16 protein-coding genes, 22 tRNA genes and 1 pseudogene are annotated in these 22509 nt (G+C 51.7%); 7 read left to right on the top strand and 32 right to left on the bottom strand.

From position 1 onward, the window contains the following. Positions 1 to 133: 133 nt before the first annotated feature. The 24 genes from AC286M_RS24785 to AC286M_RS24670 form a co-directional block, all read right to left on the bottom strand. Positions 134 to 207 (bottom strand) — tRNA-Arg (locus AC286M_RS24785). 125 nt (positions 208 to 332) lie between these two features. Then, positions 333 to 404 (bottom strand) — tRNA-Val (locus tag AC286M_RS24780). 87 nt (positions 405 to 491) lie between these two features. After that, positions 492 to 563, bottom strand: a tRNA-Gly gene (locus AC286M_RS24775). Positions 564 to 566: 3 nt separating this feature from the next. After that, positions 567 to 640 (bottom strand) — tRNA-Gly (locus tag AC286M_RS24770). Between the two features lie 83 nt (positions 641 to 723). Continuing rightward, positions 724 to 798, bottom strand: a tRNA-Thr gene (locus tag AC286M_RS24765). Positions 799 to 801: 3 nt separating this feature from the next. Then, positions 802 to 878 (bottom strand) — tRNA-Met (locus tag AC286M_RS24760). 1 nt (position 879) lies between these two features. Next, a tRNA-Leu gene (locus AC286M_RS24755) sits at positions 880 to 953 on the bottom strand. 61 nt (positions 954 to 1014) lie between these two features. Further along, positions 1015 to 1087: transfer RNA gene (locus tag AC286M_RS24750), tRNA-Lys, on the bottom strand. An 81-nt stretch (positions 1088 to 1168) separates the two neighbouring features. After that, positions 1169 to 1240 (bottom strand) — tRNA-Lys (locus tag AC286M_RS24745). A 55-nt stretch (positions 1241 to 1295) separates the two neighbouring features. Continuing rightward, positions 1296 to 1373, bottom strand: a tRNA-Ile gene (locus tag AC286M_RS24740). Between the two features lie 15 nt (positions 1374 to 1388). Further along, a tRNA-Pro gene (locus tag AC286M_RS24735) sits at positions 1389 to 1461 on the bottom strand. 112 nt (positions 1462 to 1573) lie between these two features. Further along, positions 1574 to 1647 (bottom strand) — tRNA-Leu (locus AC286M_RS24730). A gap of 109 nt (positions 1648 to 1756) precedes the next feature. Beyond that, positions 1757 to 1828: transfer RNA gene (locus AC286M_RS24725), tRNA-Gln, on the bottom strand. 1 nt (position 1829) lies between these two features. Beyond that, a tRNA-Gln gene (locus AC286M_RS24720) sits at positions 1830 to 1906 on the bottom strand. Between the two features lie 56 nt (positions 1907 to 1962). Continuing rightward, a tRNA-Asn gene (locus AC286M_RS24715) sits at positions 1963 to 2038 on the bottom strand. A gap of 173 nt (positions 2039 to 2211) precedes the next feature. Further along, positions 2212 to 2297 (bottom strand) — tRNA-OTHER (locus AC286M_RS24710). A 4-nt stretch (positions 2298 to 2301) separates the two neighbouring features. Next, positions 2302 to 2379, bottom strand: a tRNA-Arg gene (locus AC286M_RS24705). 173 nt (positions 2380 to 2552) lie between these two features. Next, positions 2553 to 2637, bottom strand: a tRNA-Tyr gene (locus AC286M_RS24700). A gap of 10 nt (positions 2638 to 2647) precedes the next feature. Then, a tRNA-Glu gene (locus tag AC286M_RS24695) sits at positions 2648 to 2745 on the bottom strand. A 104-nt stretch (positions 2746 to 2849) separates the two neighbouring features. Next, positions 2850 to 2925: transfer RNA gene (locus AC286M_RS24690), tRNA-Met, on the bottom strand. Between the two features lie 5 nt (positions 2926 to 2930). After that, positions 2931 to 3006: transfer RNA gene (locus AC286M_RS24685), tRNA-Cys, on the bottom strand. A gap of 146 nt (positions 3007 to 3152) precedes the next feature. After that, positions 3153 to 3249, bottom strand: a tRNA-Asp gene (locus tag AC286M_RS24680). A gap of 110 nt (positions 3250 to 3359) precedes the next feature. Beyond that, positions 3360 to 3557, bottom strand: coding sequence for a hypothetical protein (locus tag AC286M_RS24675; RefSeq protein ID WP_488206916.1), 198 nt, complete (start codon positions 3555 to 3557; stop codon positions 3360 to 3362). Positions 3558 to 3756: 199 nt separating this feature from the next. After that, positions 3757 to 4290, bottom strand: coding sequence for an HNH endonuclease (locus tag AC286M_RS24670; RefSeq protein ID WP_488206915.1), 534 nt, complete (start codon positions 4288 to 4290; stop codon positions 3757 to 3759). Positions 4291 to 5363: 1073 nt separating this feature from the next. Here AC286M_RS24670 and AC286M_RS24665 point away from each other — a divergent pair. The 4 genes and pseudogenes from AC286M_RS24665 to thiL all read left to right on the top strand — a co-directional run. Further along, positions 5364 to 5462: pseudogene (locus tag AC286M_RS24665) on the top strand (helix-turn-helix domain-containing protein); the annotation flags it as partial. 42 nt (positions 5463 to 5504) lie between these two features. Then, positions 5505 to 5900, top strand: coding sequence for a hypothetical protein (locus tag AC286M_RS24660; protein WP_488206914.1), 396 nt, complete (start codon positions 5505 to 5507; stop codon positions 5898 to 5900). Beyond that, positions 5893 to 6504 carry a transposase family protein gene (locus tag AC286M_RS24655; RefSeq protein WP_488206913.1) on the top strand — a complete coding sequence of 204 codons (612 nt, stop codon included), beginning with the start codon at positions 5893 to 5895 and terminating at the stop codon, positions 6502 to 6504. The genes AC286M_RS24660 and AC286M_RS24655 overlap by 8 nt, the downstream gene beginning before the upstream one ends. Positions 6505 to 6699: 195 nt before the next feature. Continuing rightward, positions 6700 to 7707 carry a thiamine-phosphate kinase gene (thiL, locus tag AC286M_RS24650; protein ID WP_488206912.1) on the top strand — a complete coding sequence of 336 codons (1008 nt, stop codon included), beginning with the start codon at positions 6700 to 6702 and terminating at the stop codon, positions 7705 to 7707. Positions 7708 to 7817: 110 nt separating this feature from the next. On the opposite strand, the gene AC286M_RS24645 is transcribed toward thiL, so the two are convergent. Both AC286M_RS24645 and aptA read right to left on the bottom strand, forming a co-directional pair. Next, on the bottom strand, positions 7818 to 9008 hold the full coding sequence (locus tag AC286M_RS24645) for a low temperature requirement protein A (protein ID WP_488206911.1): 1191 nt from the start codon (positions 9006 to 9008) through the stop codon (positions 7818 to 7820). Between the two features lie 308 nt (positions 9009 to 9316). After that, positions 9317 to 10654, bottom strand: a complete 1338-nt coding sequence (aptA, locus tag AC286M_RS24640; protein WP_488206910.1) for an omega-aminotransferase AptA — start codon at positions 10652 to 10654, stop codon at positions 9317 to 9319. A 355-nt stretch (positions 10655 to 11009) separates the two neighbouring features. On the opposite strand from aptA, the gene AC286M_RS24635 reads away from it, so the two are divergent. Next, positions 11010 to 12158: a pyridoxal-phosphate-dependent aminotransferase family protein gene (locus tag AC286M_RS24635; protein WP_488206909.1), complete on the top strand. Its 1149-nt coding sequence runs from the start codon at positions 11010 to 11012 to the stop codon at positions 12156 to 12158. A 117-nt stretch (positions 12159 to 12275) separates the two neighbouring features. On the opposite strand, the gene AC286M_RS24630 is transcribed toward AC286M_RS24635, so the two are convergent. The 6 genes from AC286M_RS24630 to AC286M_RS24605 all read right to left on the bottom strand — a co-directional run bounded on the left by AC286M_RS24630 (position 12276) and on the right by AC286M_RS24605 (position 19322). Continuing rightward, a complete protein-coding gene (locus AC286M_RS24630) occupies positions 12276 to 14261 on the bottom strand; it encodes a heavy metal translocating P-type ATPase (RefSeq protein WP_488206908.1) in 1986 nt (661 codons plus the stop codon). 223 nt (positions 14262 to 14484) lie between these two features. Next, on the bottom strand, positions 14485 to 15174 hold the full coding sequence (locus AC286M_RS24625) for a GDYXXLXY domain-containing protein (RefSeq protein ID WP_488206907.1): 690 nt from the start codon (positions 15172 to 15174) through the stop codon (positions 14485 to 14487). A 1-nt stretch (position 15175) separates the two neighbouring features. Beyond that, a complete protein-coding gene (locus AC286M_RS24620) occupies positions 15176 to 16645 on the bottom strand; it encodes a DUF2157 domain-containing protein (RefSeq protein WP_488206906.1) in 1470 nt (489 codons plus the stop codon). 396 nt (positions 16646 to 17041) lie between these two features. Beyond that, a complete protein-coding gene (locus tag AC286M_RS24615) occupies positions 17042 to 17761 on the bottom strand; it encodes an ATP synthase subunit B family protein (RefSeq protein WP_488206905.1) in 720 nt (239 codons plus the stop codon). Continuing rightward, positions 17701 to 18222, bottom strand: coding sequence for a pantetheine-phosphate adenylyltransferase (gene coaD / locus AC286M_RS24610; RefSeq protein ID WP_488208862.1), 522 nt, complete (start codon positions 18220 to 18222; stop codon positions 17701 to 17703). Before coaD ends, AC286M_RS24615 begins: the two co-directional genes overlap by 61 nt. A 182-nt stretch (positions 18223 to 18404) precedes the next feature. Further along, on the bottom strand, positions 18405 to 19322 hold the full coding sequence (locus AC286M_RS24605) for a hypothetical protein (protein WP_488206904.1): 918 nt from the start codon (positions 19320 to 19322) through the stop codon (positions 18405 to 18407). Between the two features lie 441 nt (positions 19323 to 19763). Between AC286M_RS24605 and AC286M_RS24600 the strand changes: the two genes are divergently transcribed. Both AC286M_RS24600 and AC286M_RS24595 read left to right on the top strand, forming a co-directional pair. Then, positions 19764 to 20360 carry a DUF3038 domain-containing protein gene (locus AC286M_RS24600; protein WP_488206903.1) on the top strand — a complete coding sequence of 199 codons (597 nt, stop codon included), beginning with the start codon at positions 19764 to 19766 and terminating at the stop codon, positions 20358 to 20360. 399 nt (positions 20361 to 20759) lie between these two features. Continuing rightward, complete coding sequence (locus tag AC286M_RS24595) at positions 20760 to 22403, top strand: DUF4335 domain-containing protein (protein ID WP_488206902.1); 1644 nt, start codon at positions 20760 to 20762, stop codon at positions 22401 to 22403. The last annotated feature ends 106 nt before the right edge of the window (positions 22404 to 22509 follow it).

The following is a 22509-nucleotide window of genomic DNA, read 5'->3' as shown; positions in this document are numbered from 1 at the left end:
AATCGCATTCAGTACAAAAACAGTTGTGTGTGGCACGAAGCGCCACACACAACTGTTCTTAACCAACATACACAGCGCTATCTATATGTTTATCTTTATTCAATGCTTGCTAGGCAAGCATTGCGCGGACTAGCAGGAGTGGTAGGACTCGAACCTACACCTATCGATTTAGAAGATCGATGCCCTCATCCATTAGGCGACACTCCCTTAATGTACACATATTCACATCTCGCATCAAAACCTAGAAAGGTTATTTGGCTACCGTTCGCGGCAACCAAATAACCTTTTCGGGTTTTCGGTTGGCAAGGTGCAAAATGTGAGTGTACGTATAGTAGTCCTGGCAGGATTTGAACCCGCAACCTCTCGCTTGTAAGGCGCTTGCTCTCCCGTTGAGCTACAGGACTAATATGATTTATTTTTTGTGAAACGTTTGTTCCACAAGCGTTTCACAAAAAATAAGCTGGGTTCTTATACGCGGACTTGATATCAAGAGCGAATGGCGAGACTTGAACTCGCATCTGGAGATTGGCATACTCCGATGTTGACCCTTACACTACATTCGCATTTGGTATGGACAGTGGGATTCGAACCCACACCAAGAGGTTGGAAGCCTCACATGCTACCGTTACACCATGTCCACATTCTGGATTAGGAACCTGAAGAGGTTATTTGGCCGCCGCGACACGGCGGCCAAATAACCTCTTCAAGATTCAATGAAAGCTGTGGGGCTGGCGACAGGAGTCGAACCTGCAACCGACTGTTTACAAAACAGTTGCTCTACCGTTGAGCCACACCAGCATTTGGTCGCGGGGGTGAGAATTGCACTCACTGATTTGAAGGGTATGAACCTTCCGAGCCGCTGTTGCTCCATCCCCGCAATACCCCTGGCGAGAGTCGAACTCGCAACAAACTTGTTTTAAGCAAGCTATGTCTACCGTTTGCATCACAGGGGCTTAAGGATTTTAGATTTTGGATTGGTGAGCACAATCTAAAATCCAAAATCTAAAATCCAAGTGGGCTGTGTGGGTTTCGAACCTACGCGCTTCCGCTTAAGAGGCGGCTGCTCTGCCAACTGAGCTAACAGCCCAAGCGGATTTTGGATCGATGACTTTAGGTTTCGAATAAGGGGGCAGAATCCGCAATCCAAAATCACCAATCCAAAATCCAGTGGGTCGCCCAGGGGTTGAACCTGGATCTCTCCGCTTAAAAGGCGGCTGCATATCCGCTCTGCCAACGACCCTCATCCAGCCTGGTTGTATCTGAGCCATACGTGGCTCAGATACAACCCCATCAAGTGGTACACCGGGCAGGAGTTGAACCTGCTAGTAACACGCTTATCGGGCGTGCGCGTCCACCACTTCCGCCTCCGGTGCCTAAGGATGGATAAATCGGGACGGTAGGATTCGAACCTACGACTCCTTGGTCCCAAACCAAGGCTTCTGACCACTGAATTACATCCCGATGTTGTGGTAGTTGCGGTAGTTGTAATAGTTGCGATCGCAATTTGGATTGGTCTTTTATGGAATGGCTAACCGCTCCGTAAAAGACCTGAATCTAATAACTACCGCCACAGTACTGCTGGTGGGAGTCGAACCCACAACCTCTGGTTTCTAAGACCAGCGCCTCTTCCAGTTGGGCTACAGCAGCAAAAATCTGTTTTGTGAAGTGTGTCGTGTGCATCGCACGCGACACACTATCCTTTTTATGAAATGGGAGGCGCGCAGCAATTTGACCCAGGCGACTGTTTACCTCCCAACTGCCCCACTAGGATTCGAACCTAGAACTACGCCTTCAAAGGGCGGGGTGTTGCCAGTTACACCACAGGGCATTGGCTGCCGAGGCTAGATTCGAACTAGCATCTCCGTGATTCAGAGTCACAGCGACTTTCCATGTCGTCTACTCGGCAGTGATATCTGTGTTTTGTGAAAAGCTTGCTGCGCAAGCTTTTCACAGTTCAATCAATGGCTGCCCCAGCAGGAATCGAACCTGCAACCTCGCGGTTAACAGCCGCTTGCTCTGCCAGTTAAGCTATAGGGCAACGAATGGGATAGTCCAGCTTGTTGTTCTGGCGACTTCGTCGTTATAACGACAAGCTACTAGAACTACCCAAGTGGGAAGTGACAGGATTCTCCTTCGGAGACGCTTCGCGAACGAACTGCCATCTCGCCGTCTTCAGCGGCACGTGAGCACCAGCTTCACCAACTTCCCATTTGGCGGAGAGTAGAGGAATCGAACCCCTAGCCCGAGAGCTACCCTGGTTTTCAAGACCAGTTGCCGACCATTCAGCGGTACTCTCCAAATTGGCAAGGACGGAGGGACTTGAACCCCCACTCTTCAGATTCGTAGTCTGAGATGTTTATCCAGTTACACCACGTCCTCATGCTGATTTGTTTATGAAAAGCCTGCGGGGCAAGCCTTATATGAAAGTTAGGTCAAGGCGGAGAGCAGTGGACTCGAACCACAATTGTTCATCCATCTGTTTAGCAAACAGCGCCGATTGCCTAATCGGTTTACTCTCCATCTTTCTGGTGTTGCTTAATCTGGGTATGAATTGGTAGGCCGGGCTGGAATTGAACCAGCAACGCAGTATGCGGCGGTTTTACAGACCGTTGCCCACGCCTATAGGCGAGCCGACCCACAAAAAAGTTGGCAGTGCCGACGGGAGTTGTAGCTTGCTTCTGCGAAGCAGTACCCGCAAACGCAGGTGTGAAAGACCTGTGGCTTTACCAATTTGCCTACGGCACCAGGTTTAGCGTTCTACTGTGAAAGACACCGTAGAATCGCAGAGACTAGATTTGTGACTTACTTTCGCAAAGTACCCCGCTTTCTCAGAAAACACATTTAGGCAGTGGTAGCAGCGGCGGGAGTTGAACCCGCAACTACCAAGGTATGAACTTGGGGCTTTGCCAGTTAAGCTACGCTGCAGTGATTGGACTCCAGGGCGGGAATTGAACCCGCGAGTAATCGGTTTTGCAGACCAATGCCTTCCCACTTGGCGACCTGGAGTTAGCATTGCCTTCAATGTTCTTTGTTGTGTGGGCCAAGCCCACACAACAAAGAACATTGAAGGCAATAAAGCCGTGACGAGAGTTGCACTCGCTTCTCTGTGACTGAGAATCACAGCGACTTATCTAGTCGTCCACACGGCTATACGGGGATGATGGGATTCGTAGCTTGCTTCCGCGCAGCGGTACCCACGATCTTTCGCTCGACAGGCGACTGCTTTGAGCCAGGCTAAGCTACATCCCCAAGTAGTAGTGGTTTTCGGGTTGTGAGCGTTCCGCTCTCACATCCAGAAAACCACAATCTTTAAAGGTGGCATTCAGTTGTCAAGGTTCAGAGTGGGCTTGGAGCAGGTACTATAGAAAGCTGCGCCGCTCCAGGTAATAGGTTTGCCTCAGATCGCGGAGGGCTTGAGTTTGGTTTGTCAAGCGATGAGACTGAAGGCTGTGATCCGGCGAATACTCTAAAGGTGAGGAAGAAGATTGATGATCTGCTTTGCTCGACTTGAGTTTGACTGCCGTTCGTTTGAGTAATACTAGGGAGCTAGTCGTCATTGGTAGTGCTCCTTGGCTTGTCATATTACATTTGTAGTATATGTAGCATGCAATTGTCAAGAGGTCATACTACATTTTTTTGAAAAAAGCTTGAAGTGCTTTCTGTGTAAGAGTTTAAGGAGGGAACTGAAACTTGTAGTATACATACGTTGTTGAGCTATCAGTTCCCTTAACTGCGATCGCAACTCATGATCGCAACTCATGAATTCCAATCGTTTTCGATCCAGAACTGCTCGGCAAATGCGATCGCAGGATGGATAGGTGCCTTGGGCTTGCTCTTGAGCGTCATGCTGATTTCATGCAGTAAGCGGTCGCCCTTGGCAGAGTTACAGGTACTACAAGCAGCGACAACGTTATCCCAGGTATGGGTGCCGCCTTTGGAGCGGGGAATGACGTGGTCAATCGTCAGATGCTTGGTGCTGCCGCAGTACTGGCAGGTGTGGTTATCGCGGCGAAAGACTTCCCGGCGGTTAACGGGTGGCACTTTCCACTGCCGCTCGGGGTTACTACTCACTAGGCGAATGTGCTCGGAAACCTGTAGTACGAGATTGGGTGAGCGGACTTGCCACTGCTGAGCGTTACCAAAATCCAGGGCTTCCGCTTGACCTGTGACCAGAAGTGCGATCGCACGCTTGGTATTAATTCGCATCAGCGGCAGGTAGTTTTTAGAAAACACCACTACCTGGCGCTGTAAGACTGAAGATGATTGGCTCTGTTGTCGAACGGGCATCATTCTTTCCTCCACAAAACAGCCCCCGCTTTTGATCACTAAAAGCGGGGGCTGAAGCAGTTCATATGCTTTTCCTATCTACGAAACAGGATTGAACCTGCTCCTACCGCTTTTGAGTAAACCATTCATTAACCGATTCGGTTTTAACCCTGTGATGATGAAGCTGACAGCAGTATGGCGAACAGCTTTAGCATCAAAAAATCGATACATCTCGCCCCATCCCAATAGCCAGCTGCATAGCATGGACGATCTGCCCGTACCCTCAGTGGGACAGCATTCGGCGGCGCTATAGGGTGCAGTAATCAAATTGTGCAACATGACGAAACGTATTATTTGTATTACACGCTTGGCAACAATGTATTACACATGTAATATATTGTCCACTAAAGATACAGATTGACCTGTGACGATTACGGATGCTGTTGAGCGTCAAATTATATGTCCGTCCGTCACATTGTATGTCACTACTCTGCTTGCTCTTGAAACCCTTATACAGCAAGCAATACAAGCATTCGGCATGCAAAATACGAGATGATTGAGACTGCGTCACAATCAATGTCATTTCTTTGAGACTGCGTCACAATCAGTGTCCATTTATAAAAAGGCTTCACTTCTCATGCTAAAACCCTTGCCTAGTAAGGGTTTTAGCATGAGAAGTGAGTTGCCGACAAACTAAATGTCAAATTTGTGGGACTTTGGCATATCATTTGAGTACGTTTGTCCTTTAGTTCGTATGCTCTTACTGAACTGCTCATGAACATGCGTAATATCAAAAATGAGATTAATCTGGATCAGATTAGTTTTCCAATCCAGTAAGCACTCAGGCTGATTGTAGTCAAAGCCCAGAGTTAGAACGGGATGCTGAGCAAAGTTACTCCAAAGATCTACAACTCGATACACCTTCACCATCTTCTAACTTCAGTGAAGACAAAGAGACTGTTGAATTCTTAGATTATCGTTTTGCCAATGACAAGGATCTAAAGCTCTCAGGAGAGCAGCGATTAAAACTGGATATTGTGCGTAATCTCCGAAAACCTTGTAGTAAGAAGTAATATAGTCAAAAGCTTAAAGAAGCTGCTCACAAACTTGGTAAGTCCACCCGCACAGTCAGACGGTTAGTCAAGGCATGGGAAGAAGATGGACTTGCTTTCCTTCTTGAACCGACACATAGAAAAGACAAGGGAAAGCCTCGCAAAAGTGACTTCTGGTATGACTTTGTGATCAAGGATTACAAGGCTGGTAACAAGGGGACTAAGAGTAAGACTCGTGCCCAAGTTGTGGAAACCGCTAATGTCAAAGCTTACGCACTGGCTAAAGCAGAAATCAAGTCTGAAATTATTGCCCTTGAGCAAAGAGGATGGCAAGGTGAAGACCTAGATTTTGAGATTGGAAAGCTGATTAGACAGCGAGAACAAGGATCAGGATTTGAGTACTGGGTAACGAAAGGGAAACCTCCCAGTAGACGTACAGTTGAACGTTGGCTAAAACCACTTGAAGATCAACAAAAACAAGCTGGTAGTAGCCGCAGTCCTGGTCATCATGGCTCTAGGCTAGTGCTGAGAACTCGCACGGGACGGGAACTAGAAGTTAGGCATAGTACATTGGGTGAGTGAACTGGCCTGTAATCGCTCGGTACTCTGGCACAACCAATGGACTCGTATTGACCAAGTGGCTCACCAGCTTCGTACCGAATCTGCCCAGTCGTTTCGGCATTACCGTATCCGTCAACGCAACGGCGAAGTGAAAGAGATTTGGGCCTTTAGCAAAGTCGTACGCCTCAAGACAATCGGACGCAAACGGATTGTCATTGTTCATCAAACCCAGGAATTGACCGATTCCCCCCGCTTTTTAGTGACCGATGCCCTACACTGGGATGTCTCGCGCATTGCCATCACCTGGAGCTATCGCTGGCCCTGTGAGATTTTTCATGAGTTTACCAAAGCCATCTGTGGCCTGGAATCGGCTCAGCTCCGCAACGAGGATGCGGTCAACCGCCACGTCTGTTTAAGTTGCTTGGCGCAGTCGTTCATCCAGACTGCTCCGGTGGCTGGGGGGACATCTGAAAAGTTTAGCTTTGCAAGCACAACGTCAAGCATTGGCCAGAAGCTCTATGGATTGACTCGCCAAGCCTTTCATCCCCTCGTGCAGCTATGCCAGTCACTCTTTGCCCAGGGCCAATCGGTTGCGCAAGTCGTGGAGGTGCTCATGCCTGCTTAAGCCATGATTCTCTCTAGCTCTAAAAATGAGAAGATTGCCAAGTCGTGTAGTTATTGAGAAGCCGCGTATAAGGACCCAATTTATTGTTTGCGAAACGCTTGCTTAGCAAGCGTTTCGCAAACAATAAATCATGGGTTTTCAACTGGAGCCTTGCTTCACCAGGTATCAAGCGTGAATCCTATGGGAAGATGACCCGTGACTTTAGTTAAAGATATTGGCGAACTAGGACTGCTCAAGCGCATCCAACCGTTTTGCGCTGCCGACTTGGTTGGTGATGATGCCGCTGTCATTGATATTCCCGCCGGAGAATCTACCGTTGTCACCACAGACGTGCTGGTCGATGGCGTTCATTTTAGCGATCGCACCACGTCCCCAACCGATATCGGCTGGCGAGCCACGGCAGCGAATTTGTCCGACCTAGCCGCAATGGGAGCCGCACCGCTAGGGATTGCCGTTGGCCTGAGTCTACCCGGAGATACTGACGTGGAATGGGTTACACAGGTTTATCAGGGCATGGCTGACTGCTTAACGGCTCACGGGGGCGCGATTCTTGGTGGCGATATCTGTCGGGCACCACTGATTACCCTGGCAATTACTGCTCTCGGTATCGTTCAGCCCGATCAAGTTTGGCGACGCGATGCGGCTCAGCCTGAGCAGGCGATTGTTGTCACTGGAGTTCACGGTGCCTCACGGGCGGGGTTGGAACTCTTGCTTCATCCCGATCGCAGTTCAGAGCTAACGCCTGCCAATCGCCAGACCTTCATTCAAGCCCACCAGCGACCCATCCCTCGTTTTGATGCCGTCCAGGGTTTGCGTCAGTTGCTAGCTGAAGAGGGACACTTTGGTGAAACCGCAGTTGCCGCAATGGATAGCAGTGACGGACTGGCCAATGCCGTTTTGCAAATCTGTGCCGCCAGTGGAGTGGGCGCTGAATTAGTGCGATCGCAGTTGCCGATTCCGCCAGCTCTAACCAATTGGGTATCGGCTGAACAAGCGGTAGAGTGGACGCTCTACGGCGGCGAAGACTTTGAACTGGTGTTCTGTCTGGACTCGGCCTTAGCCAAAGCGCTGGTTGAAAAACTGGGTAACGGTGCGGCAATTGTCGGTCACACAACGACACAGCCGCAGGTTGTTGTGCGAGATCAATCAGGTGAATATGATGATTTAGTTTTAGACTTACAGACCGGATTTCAGCATTTTTAGATGTCGGTTAAATGTTGGTCGTAAGGGCGGGTTTTGTTGGTCAGTTTTGCTTTAGATTTGTCATCTGCTGGCTAAACCCGCCCCTACCCAACGTTTTGGGGATAACCGGGTTATTTACTCGCCAAGCTGGGTGAGGTGGCAACGGCCTTCCCTTGGTAGATATCCAGCATCACTTGCACAATGCTGATCAACGCGATCAGCCCCATGACGGTAATCGGCAGCAGCGACACACCTGCGATCGCAAGTATGAGCAAAATCATCACAGCTGCTAAGCGGTGCTTGGTGCGGGCTTTGCAGAAGTAGATCATGCCGGAGCGGTGCAGGATAGACAGCGCCAGATAGTACAGTGCGACAGAGCCGCAGATCAGCCAGCGTTCCGGCGTCGGCAGCGCTACGGCATCCTGGCTGATAATCATCTGCTCCACGCCAACACCTGCTGCCGCTAGGCCAATCACCAGCGGCAGATGCACATACAGCCACACCTGCGCCCAAAACAGCTTTCCAGAAGATCGGAGCTGATTCAATGCCGTCCCGCTGACGTTTTCAAAGTAGAGCCACCACAGGCAAAACGCCATCACAAAGCCAAACACAGTCGTCAAACCGTTCATCCACGTCCACTCGACTTCCGAAACGCCATTGACCACCGCAATAATCGCCTCGCCCAAGACAATGATTGTGAACAGGCCAAACCGCTCCGGCAAATGCTCCGTATGGGGCGGGAGCTGACGCTGAAACTGGAGCGCTGAGAACGGTGTCGCGAAATCAATCACCAGTCCTGCGCCCCAGAGCACAAACCGCCACGGCACTGGCAGAAAAGCTGAAACTAGCCACAGCGTGGCCGCGATCGCAAATCCAATCGAATATCGCGTCGCCAGTCCCCGTGCCACCGGAATGCACCAGCCCGCCCAGAGATATTCCAGCACCAGCACAAATCGCGCCGCTGTGTAGGATAAGGCAAACCCTGCCGATGACTCTCCCAAACCGTGATGCACATTGACCGCCAGAGATGCGATCGCCAGCATTTGCAGCCCCATCAGCACCCGCCGCACTACGTTGTCGCTGTCAAACCGATTGGCATAGAACGTGGTGCCAATCCAAGCCCACCACACCGGAATGAACAGCGCCACAAATCCCGAAAATCCCGCTATCGTCACGTTTTGCCCCAGTTCATGGGCAAGCTGCGAGACGGCAACTACAAAGACCAAATCGTAGAACAGTTCAAGCCAGGTGGCATGACGCGGCTGATTTTCAGCCGTTTCGCCAATTCGGAGTCGCGGTGGAGAGAGCAAAAAGCGATTCATAGGACTGAGGAGAGTCAGGAGAACGTAATCAGCATCGCTGCTGGATTGTTCCGATTATCTCCTGATTGGCTCAAATTCGGGATTGCCTCATACAGTCGGTTACATTACATGCACCGCAACAGTTGAAGTTGATACACATTCAGCCACTCCTACAGCCGTGGTTGATTGACACAAGTTCCCACGTAGGTTGGGTTGAACACCGTGAAACCCAACATCAATCCGGGTTTTGTTGGGTTCCGCTAGTGCTCTACCCAACCTACGAAAGAACAGGAGGAACAAGAGTTTTGTCAGTCAATCAGCCTAAAGCCTCAATCGGAATCAGCAGGTAAATCCCGCAGCACTGCGGCCAACGTATCGAACATCTGATCAATTTGTGACTTGTCAATCATCAGCGGTGGCGAGAGCGCAATGATGTCAGCGGTTGTGCGGATCAGTAGCCCCTGCTCAAAACAGCGCTGGAGGGCCGTCATCGCTCTAACTGATGGTTGCCCAGGGATTGGCTCTAGCTCAATTGCCGCTACTAAACCGATATTGCGAATGTCAATCACATGCGGCAAACCCCGCAGCGCATGGGCTGCATCGGCAAAATAGTCCGACAGATCCGCCGCTCGCTGAAAAAGCTGCTCCTCTTCATACACATCCAGTGTCGCCATCGCCGCTGCACAGGCAACCGGATGCCCCGAATAGGTGTAACCGTGAGCAAACTCAATCCCGGTCGCCGTACTCTCTAGAAACGCTTCATAAATTCCTTCCCGAACAAACACCGCGCCCATCGGAATCGTGCCGTTGGTAATCCCCTTAGCGACGGTGATCAAATCCGGCTTCACGCCAAAATAATCTGTCGCAAAGCCAGCTCCCAAGCGGCCAAATCCGGTGATTACCTCGTCAAAGATTAATAGAATACCTGTGAGATCGCAGATCTGGCGCAGCCGTTCCAAATATCCCTTCGGCGGAATTAACACGCCTGTCGAACCCGCGACAGGTTCCACAATCACAGCGGCAATATTTGACGGGTCGTGCAGCGCAATGATCCGCTCTAGCTCATCCGCCAGGTGCGCCCCCCAAGTAGGCTGCCCCCGACTAAAGGCATTCTGTTCCAGGTTATGCGTATGCGGCAGGTGATCTACTCCAGTCAATAAGCTACCGAACAGCTTACGATTGCCGCTAATGCCGCCCACTGAAATGCCGCCGAACCCAACCCCGTGATAGCCGCGTTCACGCCCAATCAGCCGCTGACGCGCACCTTCACCCCGAACCCGGTGGTAGGCCAAGGCAATCTTCAGCGCCGTATCCACTGCCTCTGACCCAGAATTGGCATAGAATACCTGGCTGTAGCCCTCCGGCAGCATGTCCACCAAGCGTTCCGCCAACTGAAACGGAGCCGGATGCCCCATCTGAAACGTCGGCGCATAGTCCATCTGCGACACCTGCCGCTGCACCGCTTCCACAATCCGGGGACGACAGTGCCCCGCATTGACGCACCACAATCCAGCCGTACCGTCTAAAATTTGACGACCATCGTCACTGGTGTAGTACATGCCGTTGGCTGCCACCAGCATACGGGGTTTGGCCTTAAACTGCCGATTGGCGGTAAACGGCATCCAAAACGGGTCGAGATTGATCGCAGAAGAAGTGGCAGGCGTCATAGTTTGTCCTGGCTATTGAGTAAAACGCACTGTCAACTATCCTATCGGCTCTTACCCCAGGTCAATCGATGTTATGCATTGCGAATGCTCACATACGTTAATCGATGCAGTAAACGGCAATCATTTAGGAATCTTAGACGTTGTAAGCTACTCGCCTATTCTCTACACATGATGGCTGAGCAGTCGATGCTATTGGAACTTTGCCAACAAACCGCAGAGATTGCAGCGCGATCGCAGCTTACTCATGCCTTGTTGACATCTAGCAGATATCTCAGTCGTCTGACCTGAGCAACTTGTGCGATCCTGGATAGTACGCCAAAAATTTGACCCACAATTGTACAAGCAGGACAGACACATGGACGACAAGCTGATGCTGATGATTCCGGGCCCCACGCCCGTGCCCGAAACAGTACTGCGTGCGATCTCAAAACACCCCATTGGCCATCGCAGCGGTGAATTTAGTGCCATGATTGGCGAGATTAACGCCAGTCTGCAGTGGCTTCACCAGACAAAGAACGACGTGCTGACGCTGGCCGCTAGCGGCACTGGCGCAATGGAAGCCGGTATTATTAACTTTTTGAGTGCAGGCGATCGCGTATTGGTCGGCGTCAATGGCAAATTTGGCGATCGCTGGGCCAAGATTTGTCAAGCCTACGGTGTGAACACCGAAGTCATTTCCGCCGAATGGGGCAAACCGCTCGATCCAGAAGCATTCCGTCAAGCCCTAGAAGCCGACACCGACAAATCCATCAAAGCCGTCATCATCACCCACAGCGAAACCTCAACGGGTGTGTTGAACGACCTGGAAACCATCAATAGCTATGTGAAAGCCCACGGTGCGCTGATTATCGTGGATGCAGTTACCAGCCTGGGCGCTTATAACATCCCCATCGATGAGTGGGGCTTAGACGTAGTCGGTTCCGGTTCGCAGAAAGGCTTTATGATGCCGCCAGGACTCGGTTTCGTAAGCGTGAGCGAAAAAGCGTGGCAAGCCTATGAAACTGCTACGCTGCCTAAGTTCTATCTTGATTTGGGCAAGTACCGCAAAGCGGCTGCTAAGAATTCCACACCGTTTACACCGCCGATTAATCTCTATTTCGGTCTACACGCTGCGTTAGAGATGATGAAGGCAGAAGGACTAGAGTCGATCTTTGCGCGTCATGCTCGCCATAAGACCGCGACCCGTGCCGCTATGAAAGCCATGAGCCTACCGCTGTTTGGTGGTGACGACTGCGCTAGCCCTGCCATTACGGCTGTGATGCCCCAGTCCGTAGACGCGGAAGCCGTACGCGGCATCATGAAGAAGAAGTACGACATTGCCCTGGCGGGCGGCCAGGATCACCTGAAAGGCAAGATCTTCCGGATTGGTCATCTGGGCTTTGTTAACGATCGCGACATCCTAACTGCGATCGCAGCTTTAGAAGCCACTCTGTTTGAACTAGGTCACGATGGCTTTACCTCCGGCGCAGGCATCGCTGCGGCAAGTGAAGTCCTCAGTAAATAGTTAAGTTCAGTAACAAAATAAGCGACAAAGTAGCCGAGTAATGTTGTAAAAGCCGCGCTCAGCGCGGCTTTTACAACATTACAATCTAGATTTTGGCACGAACTCGGTATTAGCCCTCTAGCCCTTCAACAGCCTCAACCCATTCAGCGTCACCAACAGAGTCGAGCCTTCATGGCCCAAAACACCAGCTGGCAGAGTTAGTTCGCCCAGGAAATTGGCCACCATTAATAGAGCAATAGACGTAAGCGCGATCGCAATATTTTGCCGAATAATGCGCTGAGATTTTTTACCAATTTGGATGGCCTGCTCCAGCTTTTCCAGTCGATCAGCCATCAGCACGATATCAGCGGTTTCCAGCGCCACATCGCTGCCTGCGCTCCCCATTGCAATGCCCACGGACGCTTGAGCCAGAGCGGGCGCATCATTGATGCCATCTCCTACCATCGCAACCGTCCGATACTGCTGCTGAAGTTGTTGAATCACGCTGACTTTATCCTCTGGCAGCAGGTTGGCGTAAACGGTATCGACGCCGACGGATTGAGCCACGGTCTGAGCCGTGGCATCATTGTCTCCTGTGAGCATGACCGTCACAGCAATGCCCAATTGCCGTAGTTTTTCAAGTAAATTTGGGGCCGTGGGACGCACCTGATCCGCAACTGCCAGTAAGCCCAGCACCTGCTGTTGTTGACTCACCCAAATTACTGTCTTGCCAGCCTGTTCAAGTCGCTGGCCAGTCTGGAACAGATCAGGTGCGATCGCGGGATCAGCCTCCAAGCGTTGTGGTGATGAGCCTTTAGTAAGGGTTGCGGTTGCTCGGTTAATCAGGACAAATTCAGGCTTCCCTAAGCGAACAGCGGCTCCTTCAATCAGGCCAGAAATGCCTTGGCCGGCTGCCGCTTGCACCGCTTGAGCTGCAATCAATGGCAGTTGCTGCCGCTGCGCAGCTTGTACCACGGCTTCCGCAATGGGATGTTCTGAATAAACTTCTAAAGATGCCGCAATCTGCAGCACTCGATTCGCATCGACACCAGGTGCCGGGAACAGATCACTCACCTGAAGTACACCCGTGGTCAGTGTGCCGGTTTTATCAAAGGCAATCGCCTGCACCTGCCCCACTGTTTCTAGCTGCGCCCCATCTTTAAACAAAATGCCCTGCCGTGCCCCTCGCGCAATTCCGGACAGCAGCGTCGGCATAATCGCCGCCATCAGCGCGCAGGGAGAGGCCACCACTAAAAAAATCAGCGCCCGATAGATAGTTGTCTCCCAGTCCCACTGCAATAGCAGGGGCGGCAGAGTCGCCAACAGCAGACCCACTCCCACAATCACTTTGGCATAGCCTCGCTCAAAGGTTTCTAGAAACTGCTGAGACGGCGGCGCAGAGGTTTTAGCTTGCTCCACCAGCCGAATCACCCGCTGAATCAGGCTGCTCTCCGGCGGCTTGTGCAGGTCAATAGTCAAAGCTCCATTGCCGTTGATGGTGCCGGCAAACACCTCATCACCCACTGTTTTCTCCACCGGAATCGATTCTCCGGTAATGGGAGCCTGATTCACGGCACTGTATCCTTCCTGAACCAAACCGTCTGTGGGAATCAGTTCACCCGGTTTAACAAGAATGCGATCGCACACCTGTAACTGCTGGGTTGCCACCATTTGCTCTTGTCCCTGCGCGATTACCCTCGCCGTATCTGGCGTAAGCTGCATCAAACTGCGGATGTTCCGCTCCGTCCGATGCGTGGCAATGCTTTCCAGTGCCCCGCTGATGGCAAAAATCAAAATTAGGACTGCTCCGTCCACCAGCAGGTAATACTCCTGCTGCCACAGCCCAAGCACTGCCGCCCCCACTGCCGCAACGATCATCAGCAGGTCAACATCCAGTTCCCGTTCCTGCCAGAGGGTGGTCAAGCCTTCACGGGCGCTATCAAATCCGCCGATCACGTAAGCCGCCAGTAAAACCCAAATTCCCAAGCTAATCCAGTTGCCCCCTAGGGCCAACCATCCCAACAGGGTGAGCAGCCCACACGTCGCGGCTGCGATCGCATCTGCATAGGTTTGCACCCAATCCCGCAACCGCCGCTGTCCCAAAGTTGGAAAACTGCAAGCCATACCGTCTAAAATCCATCAATCAACCGTTTCAGGATAAACATTGACATCAATGTCAATGTCAAGGCAATGCTGGCAATCTTTACTAGACTTTATCGGAAATTGTTTTGTAGCGCGGCGGAGCCGCGCTACAAAACAATTTCCAACCCCAAAAACTTTATTTCCAATAAAGTCTAATGAATGAAGAACGGAAATTAGAACTTGCAGAGATTAGAACTTGCAGAGATTAGAACTTGTAAACCGTCTCGCCAACCCAAAGGCTAGTGGGTACCGCGTCACCCTGGTCATCGACGCGCACTTCGACGACGAATCCTTTTGACTGGTTCTGCCACTGGATATCGCTAATTTCGGCGTTAATCTGTAGCCGCTGGTCTTCGGGAATATAGTAGGATTCCAGTCCATATCGAATCCATCCGTATTGAAGTTTGCCCCGCAGCGCGACCTGGTTTGCGGCCAAATCCGACGGCAGGGTTGCACTAACCCGTACGGGTTCCCAGGCAGCGGGTGGCTGAGAATCTGAAGATTCCGCCTGCTCAGACGGCTGGGGCTGCTCTAGCACAACGTAGATATAGGGCGTTTTGTCGGCTTGGGCAAAGCGCGATCGCATTCTGTAGTCGGTTGATTCCGGCTCAAACTGCTCCCAACCCGGTAGCGATCGCAACTCATCCGCACGGGAAATGTCGTAGCCGAGGGTGACGTAGTAGCCACGCATAATGTCGTAGGGATCAACTGGAGCCGTTTGCAAAATCACGGTCTCACCTGTGAAGTAGGTGCGGGCGGACTGAATGGGCAGCAGCAAAATCAGCAGCGTTTGAACGGCTAGGGCGAAGCTGAACAATGCCAACAGCTTAGTGCGAGCGGGTCGCGCTACGGGATTAGCAGCGGGATGATGGGTTGGATGATTAGCATCAGCCATTCTAGTTCACCTCCTGAGACGGTAATGCGGGGTGATCAATGCCACCAAAGCGGCGGACGTAGTATTCAAACCAGAGTCCTACTAGAATTACGCCGACGCCACAGAGAACAAAGACCAGCGCCTTGAACACCAGAGCCGTGTCATATTCCAACATGCGGCTGACGATTTGCAGAATCAGCAGCAGCATCCCACTCCAAAACGCGCGGCGCTGACCGCGACCGAGGCCTTCCCGCATGAGGCCAACTGCCAGTAGGAACAATAGAACGTTAAAGAGAAGGGTGGCGATAGCCTGAATGGGTGCGATTTGCCAGTGCCAAACTGCGATCGCAGCTTGGGCCACAATCAAGAAGAGCACCACTGACGAGGTTTGATCCAGTCGCCAGCGCCGCCGCTGGGCTGACCAACTGAGATACATCCACTCCAGTACAGCGAATAGAGCAAAACCCAAAATCATCAGTGCCAAATAAAATGGCCATCCGGCTTCTAACCACAAGCGCCACTGCTGCGCCAGCGAGATTGCTTCTAACGAGTCATCCCAAGACCAGTGGTAGGACAGGCTGTAGAACTGAGCCGCTAAGACCAAAAGCGCCAAATTTTGGGCTAGCGGCTGAAAGGCTATTTCCGTTTCGGTGAGTAGACGGCTCATGCGGCTCAACCGCTGCCACAGACGAGAATCATAGCCCCAAAGCAGTAGCGGTGGCAGCATCAGGAACAGCGCAACCACCCAGCCGGAAGCAGCATCTAGCGTCCAGTAGAGGTCAATCATCACTGCCGCCAAGGACGAGAGAATTGAGATCGCACCTGCGCCAAAAATCCAGCGCGATTGACAGCGATAGGCTAGAGAAAGGAACAAACCGCTGGCAATAACTGGCATCAGCTCAATCAGCCACAGCCACGGTGGCGCAACGCCAATATCCATCAGTTCACCGTAGCCCATCCAGTATCCTACCCCCAGCAGGGCAATCGAGAAGAGGCCCAACGAGGTAAGCGACAGGACGAACGCCATCAGCCAAACGCCCAATCCCCAAGAGAGGAAGAGTCCGTAGGCTGGCCCGCTCTGGTGAAAAAGCTGACCCATGAGCGCCAGATTCGCGCCCAGCGTGACGGCACCAAAGAGTAGTAAAGCGTGACCCAGTCGCGATCGCGCGGTGGGAGCTTGCCGATCTGCTGACTGCCAAAGATAAAATCCGGCAGCGTTAACGGCAAGAAAAACGCTCAACAGCAGACCAAATTTGACCCCGCGTGGCCACACCTGCCAGTTGGCGGCAACAAATGTAATCACGCCTAGTCCAAGCAGGACGCCGCCTAGACTGAGCAAAATTACAATAAAGCGGTTGCGCGATTCGGTGTCTAGCTCGCCAAATTGATAGCGCTGGGCAAACTGTTCATACTGGGATGGGGTAATCAATTCTTCTGCCTGCCAAGCCTGCGCCTCATCTCGCAGTTGGCGGCGAAATTTCTCGGAGACCATTGGAACTCATCTCCCATTAGTGAGGTCGTTCTCAAGTAGCGATAACGACCCGGGTAAAATTTGACTCTTTTACCGTGGCATTCACATCTGTGGCTCGTAAAGATATCCTATGCCAGATTAAAAAGTTGTAGGGGCAAGTTTTGTTGATCAATATCAATTGAAACCTACGCAGTTCGACCTAACAAACACTATCAGCGGCGTTACGATCTCCCCTGCCCCTCTTGATAAGGGGGGTGGCGATAGCCGGGGGGATCTTGCAATCCGTAAAACATCATTAAAATGCGTAAGTCTTAATCAGTTGAGACCCGCAATGAGGTAGCTAAACCTGCCCCTACGCAACGTTTGATCCCTACTGAATACCCAATTGATATCTGCTGTCGATGGAATCTATGGACTTTATCGTTGTGGCCGATCTTGACGAGGATTGCGGTTGCCCATCATGCGCTGCGCTCCGTGGGGTAGCGACTTGGGCTGTGTCGATTTCGAAACTGCAACATCTGGGCCGAGCTGCTGACGACCATTCCGAATGATGCGCATTACCTCGATGAGCTGCTTCTCCAAGCCCTGCAAAACCTGATCGGCATAGACATCAGCATCTTGCTGAATTTGCATCTGTTCTGCGATCGCAGATTGCTGCATCGTTTCGACTTCGTCGCGGGCTTGATTACGGGCGCGTTCAATCTCGTCGATAGTTTGGTTGCGTACCGTCTCGCACTCCTGCTGCACTTGGCGACGAATCTGTTCCGCCTGCATTTCTGCTTGGCGAACAATGCCCATCTCATCCATGATTTGCGCCGCCTGCTGTTCGGCCACGGCAATCACTTCGCGGGCATACTGTTCCGCTTCGGCTAGGATTTCTTGTTTTTGCCGCACGATTTGCGTGGCTTCTTGAAAAGCGGTCGGCAAGTTCAACCGAATCAGATCGAGCTGATCGAGAATCTGTTCTTCATCGACGAGCGTCCGGCGGCTAAACGGCAAGCGAGGGCTGTCCAGCAGCATTTCCTCCAGCCGATTTAACTCCTGCTGAATGTCGATCCCATTAGAGCTACTGTTGGTCATTCCGTTGGCGATGGGGTTTCCGTCTTGATTAGTGCTGGGTGCGCCTTGGCGTAGCATTGGTGAATATCCTGAGCGACATGATGAGGAACAAGATGGTCAATGGGTCCCCCAAATCGAGCAATTTCTTTCACTAAACTACTGCTTAAAAAGCCGTATTCAGTTGAAGTTGCTACAAACAGGGTTTCAATGTCATCCGACAGGGTTTTGTTGGTGTGAGCCATTTGCAGCTCTTTTTCAAAATCCGACAAAACACGCAGTCCACGCAGCAGCACTTGAGCATTCCGCTTTCTAGCATAGGTGACGGTCAGCCCGTCAAAACTATCCACTTCAACATTGGATAAATGCCGAGTTGAATAACGAATCTGATCCATCCGCTTGGAAGCATCAAATAACGGTGTCTTGTTGGGATTTCGCAGAACGACGACAACGACACGCTCGAACAGTTTACAGCCCCGCTCAATAACGTCAAGATGGCCAAGAGTAATTGGGTCAAAGCTGCCTGGATAAACTGCGATCACGCTCAAGAAATGAATGATGAACTGCTGAAGCGATTATATCGGACTGTCCCGCAGACGGATGCAGACATTTTGAATTGTCTTATGGAGTGGGAGGGTGGATGGGTAGGAGAGTAGAGGAGTAGTGGGTAGGAGGGTGGATGAGTGGGGAGGGTGAACAGGGGGGATGGTTAGTGGTGATGGGGTTAGAGCCAGGCGGAGAGGGGGACTTGTTTGCGGATGTCGAAGGCTTGGGCGAGTCCGTCGTCGGACCAGTCGAGCGGGTGAACGGTGTCGGCAGGTAATACGGTAATGTCAGGTTGCGCTGACGGAACGGGCAGAGAAGATTGGGCGACGGGCTGACGTGAACGAGCGGCGGCTGAGGGTTGAGGAGAATGGGCGATGGGTCGGGTAAACGCCGTTGAGGGTCGATGGGTATTGATCGGTCTAGGTTGGGGTTGAGTGGGTTCAGGTGCGATCGCAACTTGAGCGCTAACCTGCGCGGCAACTGGAGCCGGAACAACTCCCTGTTCAGTCACCAGCGGTTCCATCATGGGCTGATCGGCTATCGGCAGGTCTAAGGGGGTGCCGTCGGGCCACAGTGAAGTGACTTCAACTTCATAAAATGGCTTCAGTTTTTTCGGCCCTTGCTCGACAACGGGCTTGGCCTTTGCCTTTTTAGCGGCTAGCTTGGCCCGGCGGGCTTTAGCCTTGGCTTTCGACAGAGCTTTTTGCCGCTTTTCGTATTCTTTTTGAGCGGGTGATTTCGGTGGGCGATTTGCGATCGCAGTTACGACCACGGATCCAGCCATGCAGCCTCCGAGTAATACGCCCAACGTCCACAGCGGCAGTTCCTCATTCGGCTGAACTGGGATTACTTCCACGGTGCCATCTGGATTTTCGGTGATTTGAGTTGTATTAAACTCTGCTGGTTTCAACAGGCCGTTAATGGCAACCAAAGCTGCGATCGCAGTAGCCAACCAAATCGAGCCTAGTACCCAGAGGGGACGAGTCTGCACGATATAGAGCCAAAATCCAGGATGAAGAATCCCACCGGTTGCGGGGGGAGGATTGACCGAAAATAGCTCTGATGGAGGAACGCGAACTTGCTCAGACTGAACCATGAGTCGCCTTTGCTTTTCTCGATAACAATTGTGGTAGCGCAATTGTAGGCGCTGTCCGCCAAAATGTCATGCTTATTTCGGATTAATCCACAACTCGCTTGGAAACCTACCGGGATCAAGTTCGATCAAGCTTAGAATGCCAATATTTTGATGAGACCGTCCAAAATTTGTACCTTCCGGAGCTAGAACTCTAGATCGGTCTTTGGTAAAAGAAGTTTAATCCGAAGTCTGGCTAAAACCCGATAATTTTTTGTAAACACTTGGCCTAGCCAAATATGTGTGTTTAGCAGCGATTGTGCCGCCGCCAGGTTGCTGCACAATAACCTCCCTCGGTTTTAGTGCAAGATGTTAAGTTGGGAAACTTCACTCCTTTGTCGTTCGTCCTGTTTCAATACTTGCAACCCGCTATATACATCTCTATTTGAATCGTTTAATAAAAGTATGTCTCCAACGATGACATCGCCTCCATCTTCCCCGCCTTGGGAAAGCCTAGCGATTCCCCAAGAGCCGAATTCACAGCAGCTTGACAACATCAAAGCGCAGTTGGACTTAGTCTTACTGGCGCTAGAGGCTCTGGCCGATATTGGCTCAGATGCCATGTTAAAAGCTGCTGCCGATTTGCATTTGGAATCAGTCGTGGCCGACCGCGTTGCCCTCTGGCGACTGCGTCAGTCTAGCCCCTTGCGTAAAGGTCAGGGTCGCAAAAAAATGGACGTGGAAGAAGCGCGATCGCTGGTGCTGATTATTTGCCATTTGGCAAACCAGCAGCAGGAGCTCATTCGGCGGGCGGTGACACTCCTAGAGCAGGTTAGCGAACAGGATAAAGAACCCCACCGGGTTGCCCTCCTGGGAGACTATTTAGATAACTTCTGTAATCTGTATCAGGAACGGATGGAAGATGGAGATGATGCATCGCCCAGTAGCCTGACCTATCTAGCGTTCAAGCTACTAATCGATCTGCTGTTCTACAGCAATCCCGGCGGTGTCCGTCGCCTTTGGTTAGCTCTATTTGATCGGGCCAGTGCTTCAGCCGCCTAATTTAGTTATGTTGATTGGGCAGTTAAGTAGGTTGGGTTGAGTGAAATCGAAACCCAACGAGTGAGTTTATAGCTCGGTTAAGTGCTGGGTTTCGCGCTGCTCAACTCAACCTACAAAAAGCTTTGGATATGCCCTGCAACTCGATAAAATCAGCCCATTTGCCCCAGATTATGATTTGGGTTTTAAGATCAAAGCTGGAGCGCTAGCGAGTTTTATCTATTCTGACCGTTCCGAACCCCTGCTCTCACCTATGCCTTGTACGAAGTCCGGTTAAAACTCAATGATTTATTTTTCGTAGAAGATTGGCTCAGCCAATCTTCTACGAAAAATAAATTGGGTTCTTAATATATGGACTTAGTTATTAGTTGACGTATTAGTACGCGGATCGATTAACGCTGTATGCCTCTATCGTCTACCGTCTCTCGACGATTTACCCCTCCAACCTGCACGCTGGAGATTTCGGCGCGAGTGTCTCCGCTCTCCCGCTGGAGCGATCGTCCTGTTTGGAAACACGTTCGCTTCCAGTTGCGCCTCGATGATCCGCGCGTGCTGCCCGAAAATCATGTGGTGATCCAGGGCGATCGCATTCAGCTCGAAAAACTGGCAGATGCAGTGGGAGACTACGTGCAGCGGTTTTTACACGCCACACCGTCTCGTCCCGTTGCTGTGGGCAATTTTGGCTCCTCGGTTGCTGATTCAGCGCCCGATTCAGCAGATTCAACCTCATTTAATTATTTAGAGCATCTGCATCACATTGAATCGACCTCTTGGGCGGATATGGCGCGTTTGGCTTTGGCAACATCAGTGGTTGATCCGGCAGATTTGTCTACCAATCACACAGATAGGGAAGATAAGGTTGCAGGGAGAGATAGGGAAGATGGAATAGATAGGGTAGATGCGATCGCGCCTGAACGTCAGCGATCTGAACTGGGTAATCGGTTCCCGGCTCCGGCCACCAACGGAACGGTTCCGACCAGCAATACTCGTACGATCTTTTTAGAACCAAAAGGTTTACTTCACCACAGATTGTGGCTTGGCCCGCTGGCGATGGCGCAGTCCGCTGACTCGCTGGTACTCAACACTACTCAGCTCTTTGATTTAGCGACCGCGCTAGATGAATATCGCACAGCAGGATTGGCACTTCCGGCACTCAATCAACAGCGGTGGATTCAGCGTCCCTCTTCCTGGGGCAAAATAGCCGCTGGCGTTCTGATTGCACTGGCGCTAACTCCGTCGATTGCCAATATTTGGGAAGGGAGTACGGTGGTTTCCGAAGCGCCCACCAACAGCGAAAATGCCACCAGCCTCGATCAGCAGCAGCAAACCGTAGCTCGGATCGACTCCAACACCATCATGGAAGGAGACACACCGATCGATCCCAATGCGCTGGAAACCCTGCCGCCGCCGCCACCCGCTGGTTCAGTACAGCCCAATGCACCCGCCACCCTGCCGCGAGTGCCCGTTACATCGAGTCCTCGCATCGTGCAGCAGCCCGTTGCGCCACCGCGACCGGGCGTAGCTGTTCCACCTGCGCCGAGTGCACCCAGTTCATCCAATCCACCCAGCGCGGCATCATCTGCACCTTCCGACACAGTTGAGCTAGAAATTGCCCCTCAGCTAGAAAGCCCCAATAATCCAACAGCGGATTCGGCAAATTCTATTGCCTCAGCACCAGCCGCAGCCGATTCTGCTGGAGCCGCGCCTTCAATTTTGTCGTCAGAGGCTACGGAGTCGGCTCGTTCAGAGGCACCTAAAACCGCTTTTGACACAATGCCCCAGGTTGCTCAGGTTCGACAGTATTTTCAGGGTCGTTGGACACCGCCTGATAGTTTGGAAGACACGCTGGAATATCGATTGACTCTTGCTCCAGACGGTTCACTACAACAGGTGACTCCGCTGGGGCAGTCATCAGAAATTTATCTAGATCGAACCAGTATCCCATTGCGCGGCGAACCGTTTATCTCCCCGTCGCCAGATGGTAGTGCAGCCCAAATTCGGTTAGTGTTAAAGCCGGATGGAGCAGTGCAGACCTTTGCGGAATAAGGCTTAGATATTGGGCAGCTAAACCCAAATTTAACGCGATTTTAAGCCGACTTGCGTTACTATGCCTTCGTGGGACTGCGATCCTGCCAGTAGCTAACCATTGGGG

It is taken from the genome of Thainema salinarum CENA647, assembly GCF_057732415.1.
This window is presented reverse-complemented; position numbering and strand designations above follow the sequence as displayed.